Source organism: Planosporangium spinosum, from assembly GCF_049999945.1.
Classification (GTDB): domain Bacteria; phylum Actinomycetota; class Actinomycetes; order Mycobacteriales; family Micromonosporaceae; genus Planosporangium; species Planosporangium spinosum.
Window position 1 is genome coordinate 243583 of sequence record NZ_JBLYUB010000007.1, and the last position, 12869, is coordinate 256451.

At 73.3% G+C, this 12869-nt stretch carries 15 protein-coding genes; 9 read left to right on the top strand and 6 right to left on the bottom strand.

The features are described from left to right. Positions 1 to 15: 15 nt before the first annotated feature. The 3 genes from ACNTMW_RS12640 to ACNTMW_RS12650 are packed head-to-tail and all read right to left on the bottom strand — an operon-like array spanning position 16 to position 2106. Positions 16 to 618 carry a TetR/AcrR family transcriptional regulator gene (locus tag ACNTMW_RS12640; protein ID WP_426633657.1) on the bottom strand — a complete coding sequence of 201 codons (603 nt, stop codon included), beginning with the start codon at positions 616 to 618 and terminating at the stop codon, positions 16 to 18. Positions 619 to 643: 25 nt separating this feature from the next. Further along, entirely contained in the window at positions 644 to 1381 is a 738-nt protein-coding gene (locus tag ACNTMW_RS12645; RefSeq protein ID WP_426633658.1) for an ABC transporter permease, read from the bottom strand. Continuing rightward, positions 1381 to 2106, bottom strand: coding sequence for an ABC transporter ATP-binding protein (locus tag ACNTMW_RS12650; protein WP_426633659.1), 726 nt, complete (start codon positions 2104 to 2106; stop codon positions 1381 to 1383). Before ACNTMW_RS12650 ends, ACNTMW_RS12645 begins: the two co-directional genes overlap by 1 nt. Before the next feature lie 231 nt (positions 2107 to 2337). On the opposite strand from ACNTMW_RS12650, the gene hisI reads away from it, so the two are divergent. The 6 genes from hisI to trpA all read left to right on the top strand — a co-directional run bounded on the left by hisI (position 2338) and on the right by trpA (position 7908). Next, a complete protein-coding gene (gene hisI / locus ACNTMW_RS12655) occupies positions 2338 to 2700 on the top strand; it encodes a phosphoribosyl-AMP cyclohydrolase (RefSeq protein WP_426633660.1) in 363 nt (120 codons plus the stop codon). 22 nt (positions 2701 to 2722) lie between these two features. After that, positions 2723 to 4249: an anthranilate synthase component I gene (locus ACNTMW_RS12660; protein WP_426633661.1), complete on the top strand. Its 1527-nt coding sequence runs from the start codon at positions 2723 to 2725 to the stop codon at positions 4247 to 4249. Continuing rightward, positions 4246 to 4788, top strand: a complete 543-nt coding sequence (locus tag ACNTMW_RS12665) for a Trp biosynthesis-associated membrane protein (protein WP_426633662.1) — start codon at positions 4246 to 4248, stop codon at positions 4786 to 4788. The genes ACNTMW_RS12660 and ACNTMW_RS12665 overlap by 4 nt, the downstream gene beginning before the upstream one ends. A gap of 153 nt (positions 4789 to 4941) precedes the next feature. Next, positions 4942 to 5745 carry an indole-3-glycerol phosphate synthase TrpC gene (gene trpC / locus ACNTMW_RS12670; RefSeq protein ID WP_426633741.1) on the top strand — a complete coding sequence of 268 codons (804 nt, stop codon included), beginning with the start codon at positions 4942 to 4944 and terminating at the stop codon, positions 5743 to 5745. Continuing rightward, complete coding sequence (trpB, locus tag ACNTMW_RS12675; RefSeq protein ID WP_426633663.1) at positions 5742 to 7013, top strand: tryptophan synthase subunit beta; 1272 nt, start codon at positions 5742 to 5744, stop codon at positions 7011 to 7013. The genes trpC and trpB overlap by 4 nt, the downstream gene beginning before the upstream one ends. A gap of 94 nt (positions 7014 to 7107) precedes the next feature. Further along, positions 7108 to 7908 (top strand): tryptophan synthase subunit alpha, encoded by an 801-nt coding sequence (gene trpA / locus ACNTMW_RS12680; RefSeq protein ID WP_426633664.1) that lies wholly within the window; start codon positions 7108 to 7110, stop codon positions 7906 to 7908. Between the two features lie 114 nt (positions 7909 to 8022). Here the strand turns inward: trpA and ACNTMW_RS12685 are convergent, their stop codons facing one another. Further along, entirely contained in the window at positions 8023 to 8571 is a 549-nt protein-coding gene (locus tag ACNTMW_RS12685; RefSeq protein WP_426633665.1) for an NUDIX hydrolase, read from the bottom strand. A gap of 77 nt (positions 8572 to 8648) precedes the next feature. Here ACNTMW_RS12685 and lgt point away from each other — a divergent pair, with 77 nt between their 5' ends. Both lgt and ACNTMW_RS12695 read left to right on the top strand, forming a co-directional pair. Next, positions 8649 to 9740, top strand: a complete 1092-nt coding sequence (gene lgt, locus ACNTMW_RS12690) for a prolipoprotein diacylglyceryl transferase (RefSeq protein WP_426633666.1) — start codon at positions 8649 to 8651, stop codon at positions 9738 to 9740. 11 nt (positions 9741 to 9751) lie between these two features. Further along, positions 9752 to 10984: an FAD-dependent oxidoreductase gene (locus ACNTMW_RS12695; protein ID WP_426633667.1), complete on the top strand. Its 1233-nt coding sequence runs from the start codon at positions 9752 to 9754 to the stop codon at positions 10982 to 10984. 136 nt (positions 10985 to 11120) lie between these two features. Here the strand turns inward: ACNTMW_RS12695 and bsaP are convergent, their stop codons facing one another. Both bsaP and bioB read right to left on the bottom strand, forming a co-directional pair. Then, on the bottom strand, positions 11121 to 11354 hold the full coding sequence (gene bsaP / locus ACNTMW_RS12700; protein WP_426633668.1) for a biotin synthase auxiliary protein BsaP: 234 nt from the start codon (positions 11352 to 11354) through the stop codon (positions 11121 to 11123). A gap of 134 nt (positions 11355 to 11488) precedes the next feature. Next, complete coding sequence (gene bioB, locus ACNTMW_RS12705) at positions 11489 to 12484, bottom strand: biotin synthase BioB (protein WP_426633669.1); 996 nt, start codon at positions 12482 to 12484, stop codon at positions 11489 to 11491. 54 nt (positions 12485 to 12538) lie between these two features. Between bioB and ACNTMW_RS12710 the strand changes: the two genes are divergently transcribed. After that, a complete protein-coding gene (locus ACNTMW_RS12710; RefSeq protein WP_426633670.1) occupies positions 12539 to 12868 on the top strand; it encodes a hypothetical protein in 330 nt (109 codons plus the stop codon). The last annotated feature ends 1 nt before the right edge of the window (position 12869 follow it).

The window sequence follows — 12869 nt, forward strand, 5'->3', positions numbered from 1 at the left end:
GTTCGGCGACCGCCGCTACTGGTCGAGTCCGTCCAGGGGGCCGGCGAGGTAGCGCTGGATCGTCGGCGCGATGTTCGCGACCAGCGTCTCGCGGGGCGCGCTCGCGATGGGTTCGACCTTGACGATGTAGCGGGCCATGATCAGACCCATCAGCTGCGACGCGACCAGGGTCGCCCGCAGCGGCCCCTCCTTCGGGTCGAGGTGGAGGCCGCCGACGACCCGGCGCAGGATCTGGCTGGTGATGAACTCGCGCAGCATCCGCGCCGACCAGTCGTGGCTGACCGCGCTGCGGACCAGCGCCGCCGCGGGGGCGCCGGCGGGGGAGTCCCAGACGGTCAGGAACATCCGGACCAGGCGCTCGCCGACCCCGTCCAGGCCACCGGCGATGACCTCCTCGATTGCCCGGGCCGGGTCGATCGGCGCCTCCATCGCGGCCAGGAACAGCTGCTCCTTGGCTCCGAAGTAGTGGTGGACCAGCGCCGGGTCGACCCCGGCGCTGGTCGCGATCTGTCGGATGGACGCCTTGTCGTACCCGCGCTCGGCGAACGCCTGCCGGGCGGCCGTGAGGATCGCCTCGCGGGTGTCGGAGTTGCCGGGGCGTCGTCCGGTGCGGGGCATGCCTCTCCTACGTCACTGACCGTGCCTACGTGGTGCGCCGGCGCAGCGTCGCCGCACCGAGCAGCAGCGCGACCACGATGCATCCCACCACGACCGCCACGTCCCGCCACATCGTGGTGGTCGGGTCGGCGTGGTGGCCGACCTCGACGAGCGCGTCGACCGCGTACGTCATCGGCATCACGTTACTGATCTTCTCCAGCCAGCCTGCCATCTCACCGCGCGGCCAGACCAGTCCGCACAGCAGCATCTGCGGCAGGATGAACGCCGGCATGAACTGCACCGCCTGGAACTCACTCTGCGCGAACGCGCTCACCAGCAGGCCGATCGCCATGCCGAGGACGGCGTTGCCGATGGCGAGCCCGGCGACGGTCCAGGCGCTGCCGGCCGTGTGCAGGCCCAGCAACGCGTAGGCCAGGCCGGCGGCCACGGCCGCCTGCACCGCGGCGGCGAGGGCGAACGCCAGGCCGTACCCGAAGAGCAGGTCGAGCTTGTGTACCGGCGTGGTGAGCAGGCGTTCGAGCGTGCCGGTGGTCCGCTCCCGCAGCATGGCGACGCTGGTGACCAGGAACATCGCTATGAACGGGAAGACGCCGAGCATGATGACGCCGATCCGGTCGAAGATGGCCGGCTGGGAGTCGAAGACGTAGCGCATCAGGGTCAGCAGCAACGTCGGTACGACCAGCAGCAGCGCGATCGTGCGCGGGTCGTGGCGCAGCTGGCGCAGGATGCGCGCGGTGGTGTGCAGGGTGATCCGCGGTGACATCACGCCACCTCCGCCTTCTGCTGGGCCAGTACCAGCCGCAGGAACGCCTCTTCCAGGTCGTCGGTGCCGGTGGCGGCGCGTACCGCGGCCGGCGTGTCGTCGGCGACGACACGCCCGTCGCGGACCAGGAGGAGCCGGTCGCACCGACCCGCCTCGTCCATTACGTGGCTGGACACCAGCAGCGTCGTGCCGGCCCGGGCGAGCGCGTGGAACTGCTGCCACAGGTCGTTGCGGAGCACCGGGTCCTGGCCGACGGTCGGCTCGTCGAGCACCAGCAGGTCGGGGTTGGACACCAGCGCGCAGGCCAGCGAGGCGCGGGCCCGTTGGCCGCCGGAGAGGGTGCCGACCAGCTGGCCGGCGGCCGGGCGCAGGCCGACGTCGGCGACCGCCCGGTCGGCCGCGTCGGCACCGAGGCCGTAGAGGGCGGCGAAGTACCGGGCGTTCTCGCGGACGGTGAGGTCGGCGTAGACGCTCGGCGCCTGGGTCAGGTAGCCGATCTTGTCGCGCAGCGCCGGGGCACCGGCCGGCTGGCCGAGCACGGTCACCCGGCCCGACCTGATCTTCTGCACTCCGACGACGCAGCGCATCAGGGTGGTCTTGCCGCTGCCGCTGGGGCCCAGCAGGCCGGTGACGCTGCCGCGCGGGATGGCGCAGCTCACGCCGTGCAGGACCGGGCGCCCGCCGCGGACGACGACGAGGTCGTCGATCGTGATGGCGTTCTCCATCGTGGTCTCCGAAAAGTCATCGAATGTTGAAATCACGGTAGGTGAATTCCTGCGACCGGGCAAGCACCCCGTGGTCGTCCACCGTTTCCCGTGGTCATGAGGACTTCGTGGGGTCCTGGCCCCGCAATCCCTTCAGGATCATGGGGAAGAGGTGCCGGGGGCCGGCCGAGCCCTGTGGGCCAGCCGGGGCCGCCCCCGGCACCCCGTGCGGGTGAGGGAGAATCGAGCACTGTGCAGCCTGATCCCCACCCACAGCTCGATCCGGAGATAGCGGCGCGACTGAAGCGCGACCCGGCCGGGCTGGTCCCGGCCATCGTCCAGGAGGCCGGCAGCGGCACCGTGCTGATGCTGGCGTGGATGGACGACGAGGCGCTGCACCGCACCCTCACCACCGGCCGCGCCACGTACTGGTCGCGCAGTCGGCAGGAGTACTGGGTCAAGGGCGCCACCTCCGGCCACCACCAGCACGTGCGGTCCGTGGCGCTCGACTGCGACGGCGACACCCTGCTGCTGACCGTCGAGCAGACCGGCGCGGCCTGCCACACCGGCGAGCACAGCTGCTTCTTCGACGTCCTCCAAGGGGAGAAGTCATGAGCGAGCGAAGCGAGGTGGCGGCATGACCACCGGTGCGGTCGTACCCGACGAGGCGACCTTCCGGAAGCTGGCGCGCACCCGCCGGGTGGTACCGGTGACGCGCCGCCTGCTCGCCGACGGCGAGACGCCGGTGGGCGTCTACCGCAAGCTGGCCGGCGGCCCGGGTACGTTCCTGCTGGAGTCCGCTGAACAGGGCGTCGGGTCGGCCGGGGCGGTCTGGTCGCGGTACTCCTTCATCGGGGTGCGCAGCGCGGCGACCCTGATCGAGCGGGACGGCCGGGCGAGGTGGCTGGGCAGCCCGCCGGCCGGCGTGCCAGGCGACGGCGACCCGGCGGACGTGCTGCGCGCGACCGTCGCCGCGCTGCACGCCCCGGAGCCCGACGAGATCGAGCTGCCACCGCTGTCCGGCGGGATGGTCGGGTACGTCGCCTACGACATGATCCGGCGGTTCGAGCGGCTGCCCGAGCTCGCCGCCGACGACCTCGGCCAGCCGGCGCTGGGCATGATGCTCGCGACCGACCTGGTCGCGCTGGACCACTTCGCCGGCGCGGCGGTGCTGATCGCCAACGCGGTCCTGCCGCACCACCCGTCCGACGACGACCTGACGGCCGCCTACCACCAGGCCATCGGCCGGCTCGACGCGATGACCACGGCGCTGTCGCGCCCGACCCCGCCGATGGTCTCCACCGTCGACCCCGCCGGGGTCGCCGGCGTGACCAGCCGGACCGCGCCCGGGGAGTACCCGAAGGCGGTGGAGACGGCGAAGGAGGCGATCCGGGCCGGCGAGTGCTTCCAGATCGTGGTGGCCCAGCGCTTCGAGCGCAGATGCGACGCCGACCCGCTCGACGTGTACCGGGTGCTGCGCACCACCAACCCCAGCCCGTACATGTACCTGCTGCGCTTCGACGGCTTCGACATCGTCGGCTCGTCCCCGGAGGTGCACGTCAAGGTCACCGGCCGGCGGGCGATGCTGCACCCGATCGCCGGTACCCGCTGGCGGGGCGCCACCCCGGCCGAGGATGCCGCGCTGGCGGCCGAGCTGCTGGCCGACCCGAAGGAGCGGTCCGAGCACGTGATGCTGGTCGACCTGGCCCGCAATGACCTCGGCCGGGTCTGCCGGCCGGGCACCGTGGAGGTACCCGAGTTCGCCACGGTCGAGCGGTACAGCCACGTGATGCACATCGTCAGTACGGTCGTCGGCGAGCTGGCCGAGGGGTACTCGGCCTTCGACGCGCTCGCCGCGACGTTCCCGGCCGGCACGCTGTCAGGTGCCCCGAAGGTACGCGCGATGGAGATCATCGAGGAGCTGGAGCCGGTCCGGCGCGGCGTCTACGGCGGCGTCGTCGGCTACTTCGGCTTCGGCGGCGACATGGACACCGCGATCGCCATCCGTACCGCGCTGCTGCGTGACGGGGTGGCGTACGTGTCCGCCGGAGCCGGGGTCGTCGCCGACTCCGACCCCGACGCCGAGGAAGCCGAGACCCGCAACAAGGCCGCCGCGGTGCTCGCCGCGATCGCGGCCGCGGAGACGTTGCGGCCGGCCCGATGAGCGCCGGGCAGTCAGGCGCCCCGACCGGCCCGACGGGCGCCGTCCGGGGGCGACTGCTGGCCGTGCTCACCTGCGCGGCCGGCGCCGGACTGGCGCTGTTCGCCGTGGGGCGCACCTGGGCGCGGGTCACCGTCGTCCGCGCGGCGCCACTGCCGCCGCTGCACGAGGCGAAGACCGGCAGCGCCCTGCTGCCGTGGCTGCCCGCCCTCGCCCTGGTCGCGCTCGCCGGAGCCGGTGCCCTGCTGGCCACCCGCGGCCTGCTGCGCACCGCGGTGGGCGTGCTGCTGGTCGGTTCGGGCCTGGGCCTGGCCGTGGGTGCCGTCGCGCGGCTGGGCGCCGGCGCCTCGCCGGTCTGGCCGCTGGCCACGGTGCTGGGTGGCCTACTCGTCGCCGGCGCGGGCGGGCTGGCCGTCGCGCGTGGGCGGCAGTGGCCGGGCATGGCGGCCCGCTACGAGCGGCCGGCCCGGGTGTCCGGTCCGGCACGCAGCGAGGCACAGATCTGGGACGCCCTCGACCGGGGCGAAGACCCGACCAGGTGAACGGCGGGTTTGGCATTATGCCCTACTCCGCTACGTGACGGCGCCCATACCCCGGACACTCACCGGCAGGTGGGTCCGCTTAGCATCGGGCGCATGACAGCGGAAGAGGGGAGTCCGCAGAACCCCGCGCGATTCCAGCCCGAGTCAGGCCACGTGCTGGACGAGATTCTGGCTGGCGTACGTGAAGACGTCGCAGCACGCCAGCAGCGGGTTCCGCTGGATCAGATCAAGAAGTTGGCCGCGGTCGCGCCGCCGGCCTTGGACGCGTACACGATTTTGCGGGCGCCCGGCGTCGGCGTCATCGCCGAGGTCAAGCGCTCGTCACCGTCCAAGGGGCAGCTCGCCGAGATCCCGGATCCGGCGGACCTGGCGAGGGAGTACGCGGCGGGCGGCGCCCGGTGCATCAGCGTGCTGACCGAGGGGCGCTGGTTCGGCGGCAGTCTCGAGGACTTCGCGGCGGTACGGGCCGTGGTGGACGTTCCGTTGCTGCGCAAGGACTTCGTCGTCTCCAGTTACCAGGTCCACGAGGCCCGGGCCTACGGCGCCGACGTCGTCCTGCTGATCGTCGCGGCGCTGGACCAGAACGCGCTGTCGGGCCTGCTCGACCGCGTCGAGAGCCTGGGCATGACCGCCCTGGTCGAGGTGCACACCGAGGAGGAGGCCGACCGGGCCCTCGACGCGGGCGCCCGCGTGATCGGCGTGAACGCCCGCGACCTGCGTACTCTCGAGGTGGATCGCTCGGTGTTCGAGCGGATCGCCCCGGGGCTGCCGGGGCACGTGGTCAAGATCGCCGAGTCGGGAGTGCGAGGTCCCCACGACCTCATCCGGTACGCCTCGGCCGGCGCCGACGCAGTACTGGTAGGGGAGGGCCTGGTGACCCACAAGAGCCCACGGGAGGCGGTGGCCGAGCTGGTGACGGCCGGCAGCCACCCGGCGACGCCGAGGCCGGCCCGATGAGCGACACCGCGGCCGGGCCGGCGGGCGGCGACCTCGGATCCGATGCGGCGGCGACCTCCGGTCCCGACGAGACCGGTCACTTCGGCCGCTACGGCGGCCGGTTCGTGCCGGAGGCGCTGATCGCGGCGCTCGACCAGCTCGACGTCGAGTACCGCAAGGCCATGACCGACGAGGCGTTCCAGGCGGAGTTCGGCCGGCTGCTGCGCGACTACGCCGGCACCCCGTCGATGCTCTACGACGCCACCCGGCTGTCGGCGCACGCCGGCGCCCGGATCCTGCTCAAGCGCGAGGACCTCAACCACACCGGCGCGCACAAGGTCCGCAACGTGCTCGGCCAGGCCCTGCTCGCCCGCCGGATGGGCAAGAAGCGGATCATCGCTGAGACCGGGGCCGGCCAGCACGGCGTCGCCAGCGCCACCGCCGCCGCCCTGCTCGACCTCGAGTGCGTGGTCTACATGGGTGAGGAGGACACCCGCCGGCAGGCGCTCAACGTGGCCCGCATGGAGCTGCTCGGCGCGACGGTGATCCCGGTGAAGACCGGCTCCCGTACCCTCAAGGACGCCATCAACGAGGCGCTGCGCGACTGGGTGACCAACGTCGACTCCACCCACTACCTGCTGGGTACCGCCGCCGGGCCGCACCCGTTCCCGGCGATGGTGCGCGACTTCGTCCGCGGTATCGGCGTCGAGGCCCGCGAGCAGTGCCTGGGTCTGACCGGCGCGCTGCCCGACGCCGTGGCGGCCTGCGTCGGTGGTGGCTCCAACGCCATCGGCATCTTCCACGCCTTCGTCCCCGACGCCGGAGTGCGCCTGTACGGCTTCGAGGCCGGCGGCGACGGCGTGGAGACCGGCCGGCACGCCGCCAGCATCACCGGTGGCGGCCTGGGCGTGCTGCACGGTGCGAAGACGTACCTGTTGCAGGACGACGACGGGCAGACGATCGAGTCGCACTCGATCTCGGCCGGGCTGGACTACCCGGCGGTCGGCCCGGAGCACGCCTGGCTGGCCGACACCGGCCGGGCGGTCTACGAGCCGGTGACCGACGCCGAGGCGATGGAGGCGTTCCGCCTGCTGTGCCGGACCGAGGGCATCATCCCGGCGATCGAGAGCGCGCACGCCCTCGCGGGTGCGCTGCGGATCGCGCCGGCGCTGGTGGCGGAGCTGGGGCGTACCCCGACGATCGTGGTCAACCTGTCCGGACGGGGCGACAAGGACGTCGAGACCGCCGGCAGGTGGTTCGGCGTCCTGGACCGGGAGGAGACGGCATGATCGGCGGGAACCGTGTCATGATCGCCGCAACGTCCCGGACGTTGTGGTCATCCACGGCGCCTGACGCCACGCGTTCTCGGAAGTTGTGTGGATCATGAGCGTTTCGGTTGCGTTCGGCAAGGCGAAGGCCGAGGGTCGTGCGGTCCTCGTCGGCTACCTGCCGGCCGGTTTCCCCAGCGTCGACGGCGGCATCGCGGCGATCCGGGCGATGGTCGAGGCCGGGGTCGACGTCGTCGAGGTCGGCTTCCCGTACTCCGACCCGGTCATGGACGGGCCGGTGATCCAGCGGGCCGCCGAGGCCGCGCTGGCGAACGGCGTCCGCGCCGCCGACGTCCTGCGTGCCGTCGAAGCGGTGGCCGACGCGGGCGCGTCGGTGCTGGTCATGACGTACTGGAACCCGGTCGAGCGCTACGGCGTGCCGGCGTTCGCCCGCGACCTGGCCGCCGCCGGTGGTGCCGGGCTGATCACGCCCGACCTGATCCCCGACGAGGCCGGCGAGTGGCTCGCCGCCTCCGACGAGCACGGCCTGGACCGGGTGTTCCTGGTCGCGCCGTCGTCGACCGACGAGCGGGTACGCATGACCACCGCGGCGTGCCGCGGTTTCGTGTACGCCAGCAGCGTCATGGGCGTCACCGGCGCCCGTGACCGGACGTCGGCCGCGGCGCCGACCCTGGTCGACCGGGTCCGCCGGCTGGCGCCGGACGCGTCCCTGCCGGTCGCGGTCGGGCTCGGCGTGCGGGACGGGGCGCAGGCCGCCGAGGTCGCCTCGTACGCCGACGGGGTCATCGTCGGCAGCGCGCTGGTCAACTGCCTGCTCGACGCGGCGGACCTGGACACCGGCCTGGCCGCGGTGCGCACGCTCGCCGCCGATCTCGCGGGCGGGGTGCGCGCCTGACCGAAGCCGACGGGGTGCGCGCCTGGCCGAAGCCGACGGGGCGCGCGCCCAACCGAGGCGGGTGGGGTGCGCGCGTGACCGGTCCGGACGCTGACACCGGACCGCGTCCCGGCGTCAGCCGACGGCGGCGACCGGGGCGGCCTCCGGGGCGCCGGTGAGGTCGGTCCGTTCGCGGGTCAGGTCGCGGCGTACGTCCCGCAGCACCCCGCTGCGGCCGGCGACCGCGTCGGCCAACGCTGCGCGGGTCGTGGCGGTCAGCGGTTCGGGTAGCGAGTCCGGGTCGTGCCACGACAGGCGTACGACCCGGCCCGGCGCGTTCACCGAGACCTCACCACCGCGTAGCCGGGCCCGGAAGACGTGTACGACCACGTCGGGCAGGCCGTCACCGCCGCCGTCGCCGGTCAACTGGTAGAAGCCGACCAGGTCGGACAGTTCGATCTCGGCGCCGGTCTCCTCGCGGACGTCGCGCAGGACGGCGTGGATCGGGCTCTCGCCGTTGCGGATCCGGCCGCCGGGCAGGCCCCACAGCTGTCGGCCCTGGTGAAGTTGGCACAGCAGCAGCCGTTCGGCCCCGTCGGAAATGACAGCGGCGACCACCGACGTGCACGGATGGTCGCTCGCGAAGGTGGCATCGGCGTTCACCGCCGAAGTGAGCTGGCTCATATCGGAAGCCTAGAACCGGGTCCGCGGTGTGACCACCGCAACGCGTCCCGCGCGCGTACGGGGTACCGTGTGCAACCGTGAATTCTGGCGCGCTCACCTATCTCGCCGAGATCCCGAGCCCGACGCGGAGCGTGTGGCATCTCGGCCCGGTGCCGATCCGGGCGTACGCCCTGTGCATCGTGCTCGGAATCGTCGCCGCGTGTGCCGTTACCGAGATCAGGATGCGCCGCCGGGGCGCGCCCGAGTGGGCGGTGCTCGACATCGCCGTGTGGGCGGTTCCGTTCGGCATCATCGGCGCCCGGCTCTACCACGTGATCACCTCGCCGGAGGAGTACTTCGGCGCCGGTGGCCATCCGCTGGACGCGCTCGCCATCTGGCACGGCGGCCTGGGAATCTGGGGCGGCGTCGCCGGTGGTGCGCTCGGCGCCTGGCTCGCGGCCCGCCGGATGGGTATCCCGCTGTCGTTCGTCGCCGACGCGCTCGCGCCCGGCCTGCCACTGGCCCAGGGCATCGGGCGGTGGGGCAACTGGTTCAACAACGAGCTGTTCGGCCGGCAGACCTCGCTGCCCTGGGGCTTGAAGATCTACGAGTGGGACGGGCAGGGCGCGGCACGGACCGACATGGCCGGACAACCGATCGCCATGCCCGGGCTGTATCACCCGACCTTCCTGTACGAGTCGCTGTGGGACATCGGGGTGGCGGTCCTGGTGTGGCTGCTGGACCGGCGGTACCGGTTCGGCCGGGGTCGCGCGTTCGCGCTCTACGTCATGGCGTACACGGTCGGCCGGTTCTGGGTGGAGGCGATGCGCGACGACGCCGCCCACCACATCCTCGGTATGCGCCTGAACAACTGGACCTCGATCATCGTCTTCGTCGGGGCGCTGGTCTACTTCCTGCGCGTGCGCGGGTCGCAACAGCGCCTCGTGGTCGCGGAGAGCGGCGAGATCACCGTGGTGCCGGCGACCGGCACCGCCGGTGAGCCGGGCGCCGGCGCCGCCGGACCGGAGGCGGGCGGCGCCGGATCGACGTCGGATGCCGCGGAGCCGACGCCGGCCGCCACCGAACCGGAGGCCGACGCCGCCGCGCCGAAACCGGACGCCACTGAACCGGAGGCGGATACCGCCGGGTCCGGGCCCGACGCCGCCGAACCCCGTCCGCTCCGCCAGTAGCCGGGCCCGGCATGCGTTCCGCGGTCGTTGTCGGCGCCGGCATCGGCGGCCTCGCCGTGGCCGGTGCGCTGGCCCGGACCGGCTGGCAGGTCACGCTGCTTGAACGCGACGACCGGATCCGGCCGGCGCGGGCCGCGCTGCTGTTGTGGCCCAACGGGGTGCGCGCACTGCGGGCGCTGGGCCTCGACGAGGGGCTCGACGCGATCACGACTCCGGTGCGCTCCGGTGGCCTGCGCCGCCCCGACGGGCAGTGGCTGGGCCGCACCCGCCCGGATGCCGCCGGTACGACCCCGTACGTGGTGCACCGCGAGGACCTGCACGACGCGTTCGTGGCGGGGCTCGGTGACGGCGTGGACATCCGTACCGGGGTGACCGTGCGGACCGTGCGCGCCGACGGACCGCGCCCCGCGGTCGGGGACGGGGACGGTACCTGGGAGGCCGACCTGGTCGTCGCCGCCGACGGGGCGCGCAGCGCGGTGCGGCAGCGGCTGGTGCCCGAGAGCCGGCCGGTCAGCGGTGGCTACGCCGCGTGGCGGGCGGTGATCCCCTGGTACCGGGCGCCGGAGCTGCCGGCAGGCACGCCTGCTGCCGGGGAGACGCTCACCGTGGGGCACCGGTTCGTGCACGCCTCGCTCGGTGAGCGGGGTTCGGCCGGTGCGTCCAGCCGGGGCGGGATCTACTGGATGGCGACCGTGCCGGGCGCGGCCCGCCCCGAACCGCCCGACGTGCAACTGTCGCTGCTCCGGCGCTGGTTCGCCCGCTGGCACGAGCCGATCGCCCGGCTGCTGGACGCGACCGAGCCCGACGACCTGGTCCAGGAGGCCGTGTTCGAGCTGCGCCCGCTGCCGGAGTCGTTCGTCGTCACGGCCGGCGGCGGCGGGTACGCCCTGCTCGGCGACGCGGCCCACGCCTTCGCCGACCACCTCGGTCAGGGCGCCTGCCTGGCCCTGGAGGACGCGGTCACGCTCCAGGCGTACCTGCGCGACGCGGCGCCCGGCCCGGAGCTGGCCCGGGCGCTGCGGGCGTACGCCGACGACCGGCGCCCCCGGGCGGTGCGGCTGGCCCGGCAGGCGCGGCGGCTGGCGACCGTCCTCCAGGGCCGGGGCAGCGGGATCGGCGCGCGGGCCCGTGGAGTCGCGCTCGGGACCGTCGCGCCGCGCCTGTTCGAGGCGGCGGCCACCGGCGCCGACGACTGGACCCCGCCGGCCACGGAGCAGAGTCCCGCCCAGTCCGGCTCCTCGTGATCGCGCGCCCGACCGACCGATCGCCTGACCGCCCGACGGATCGCGCGCCCGACCGACCCATCGCCTGACCGCCCGACGGATCGCGCGCCCGCCTGACCGTGATCATGAAGGGCTACGGCTCACAACGTCTTCATGATCACGGACTGGGGGTAGCCGAGGAGGTACGGGCAGCCGAGGACGTGGGGGCAGCCGAGGACAGGTCGCCGTGCTCGACGCAGGTCGCCCGCCAGCCGGCGGGAAGCACCTGAACCTTCATCCGGCGTCGGCACTGCCCGCAGTAGCGCGGCGGCTCGAGTACCCGCGCCGCCGCGCACGCCTCGTGCCCGCCGTCGGCGACGGCCCGGCCGCACCGGTCGCACCAGAGATTCATGATCCACACAACTTCCGGGAAGTCGTCGCCTCAGCCGGGTCTATCGCCCCAACTTCTGGGAAGTTGTGACGATCATGGGGTCACGGCCGGCCGTGGGGTCACGGTCGGCCGAAGGGTTACGGTCGATCATGGGGTCACAGCGTGGCGGACAGCGCCTTGACCGGCATGCGCAGCTCCTCGAGCAGCGCCAGGTCCTCGTCCGGGCTGCGGCCGAGCGTGGTCAGGTAGTTGCCCACGATCACCGCGTTGACACCGCCGAGGAGGCCGTCGCGGGTGCCCAGGTCGCCCAGGGCGATCTCGCGCCCGCCCGCGTACCGCAGGATCGTGCGCGGCAGCGCCAGGCGGAACGCCGCGATCGCGCGCAGCGCGTCCTTCGGGTCGAGCACCGGCTGCTCGGACAGCGGCGTGCCGGGGCGCGGGTTGAGGAAGTTCAGCGGTACCTCGTGCGGGTCGAGCTGCTGCAGTTGGATGGCGAACTCGGCCCGCTGCTCGACGCTCTCGCCCAGGCCGAGGATGCCGCCGCAGCAGACCTCCATGCCCGACTCGCGCACCATCCGCAGGGTGTCCCAGCGCTCCTCCCACGAGTGCGTGGTGACGACGTTCGGGAAGTACGAGCGCGCGGTCTCCAGGTTGTGGTTGTAGCGGTGCACGCCCAGCGCGACGAGCTGGTCGACCTGCTCCTTGGTGAGCATGCCGACCGACGCGGCGATGTTGATGTCGACCGCCTCGCGGATCGCCTTCACGCCCTCGGCGAGCTGCGCCATCAGCTTGGCGTCGGGACCGCGGACCGCGGCCACGATGCAGAACTCGGTCGCCCCGGTGGCTGCGGTCTGCCTGGCCGCCTCGACGAGCGCGGGGATGTCCAGCCACACCGCGCGTACCGGCGAGGTGAACAGCCCCGACTGGGAGCAGAAGTGGCAGTCCTCCGGGCAGCCGCCGGTCTTGAGCGACACGATGCCCTCGACCTCGACCTCCGGACCGCACCAGCGCATGCGTACCTGGTGGGCCAGGTCGAGGATGGCCGGAATCTGGTCGTCGGGAAGTCGAAGGACGTCGAGGACGCCGGTCTCATCGAGACCGACACCGGTTTCCAGGACGCGTCTGGCGCTCGCGAGCACGGTCTCAGGCATGGACGTACCCTACAAGGCGTTTGGTGGACCTCGCACAACACCTGGAGGCGTGCCGTGAACTGGCGCAAACCCGACGTGGCATTCCCATGGCGACCGTCGCCGCTGGACAGCCGGTGGTTCGGTGCTCAACGGACGGTCATCGGCCGGGCCGGTACGTCACTGGGGACCGTGCGCAGTGGAGCGGCGCCGACGCTGCCACCGCCGGACCCGGACCGGCCGAGCGGCCCCGGCCCCACCGACCCGGAAGGGCCCACCGACCCTAAGCCGACCGACCCGACCGACCCGACCGGACCCGACGAGCCGCCGGCCTGCGCGCCCGAGCGGGTGCGGGCCGGCACGCGCGAGCGGGTGCGGGTGTACGCGCCGGGGCGGGCCGCCGCGTGAC

Bases quoted from the DNA above. Each gene is read 5' to 3' on its own strand.
- bioB (WP_426633669.1), bottom strand. From the start codon at position 12,484: ATGCCTGAGACCGTGCTCGCGAGCGCCAGACGCGTCCTGGAAACCGGT.
- ACNTMW_RS12695 (WP_426633667.1), top strand. From the start codon at position 9,752: ATGCGTTCCGCGGTCGTTGTCGGCGCCGGCATCGGCGGCCTCGCCGTG.
- ACNTMW_RS12650 (WP_426633659.1), bottom strand. From the start codon at position 2,106: ATGGAGAACGCCATCACGATCGACGACCTCGTCGTCGTCCGCGGCGGG.
- trpB (WP_426633663.1), top strand. From the start codon at position 5,742: ATGAGCGACACCGCGGCCGGGCCGGCGGGCGGCGACCTCGGATCCGAT.
- ACNTMW_RS12645 (WP_426633658.1), bottom strand. From the start codon at position 1,381: ATGTCACCGCGGATCACCCTGCACACCACCGCGCGCATCCTGCGCCAG.
- bsaP (WP_426633668.1), bottom strand. From the start codon at position 11,354: ATGAATCTCTGGTGCGACCGGTGCGGCCGGGCCGTCGCCGACGGCGGG.
- ACNTMW_RS12640 (WP_426633657.1), bottom strand. From the start codon at position 618: ATGCCCCGCACCGGACGACGCCCCGGCAACTCCGACACCCGCGAGGCG.
- ACNTMW_RS12665 (WP_426633662.1), top strand. From the start codon at position 4,246: ATGAGCGCCGGGCAGTCAGGCGCCCCGACCGGCCCGACGGGCGCCGTC.
- ACNTMW_RS12685 (WP_426633665.1), bottom strand. From the start codon at position 8,571: ATGAGCCAGCTCACTTCGGCGGTGAACGCCGATGCCACCTTCGCGAGC.
- trpA (WP_426633664.1), top strand. From the start codon at position 7,108: ATGAGCGTTTCGGTTGCGTTCGGCAAGGCGAAGGCCGAGGGTCGTGCG.
- ACNTMW_RS12660 (WP_426633661.1), top strand. From the start codon at position 2,723: ATGACCACCGGTGCGGTCGTACCCGACGAGGCGACCTTCCGGAAGCTG.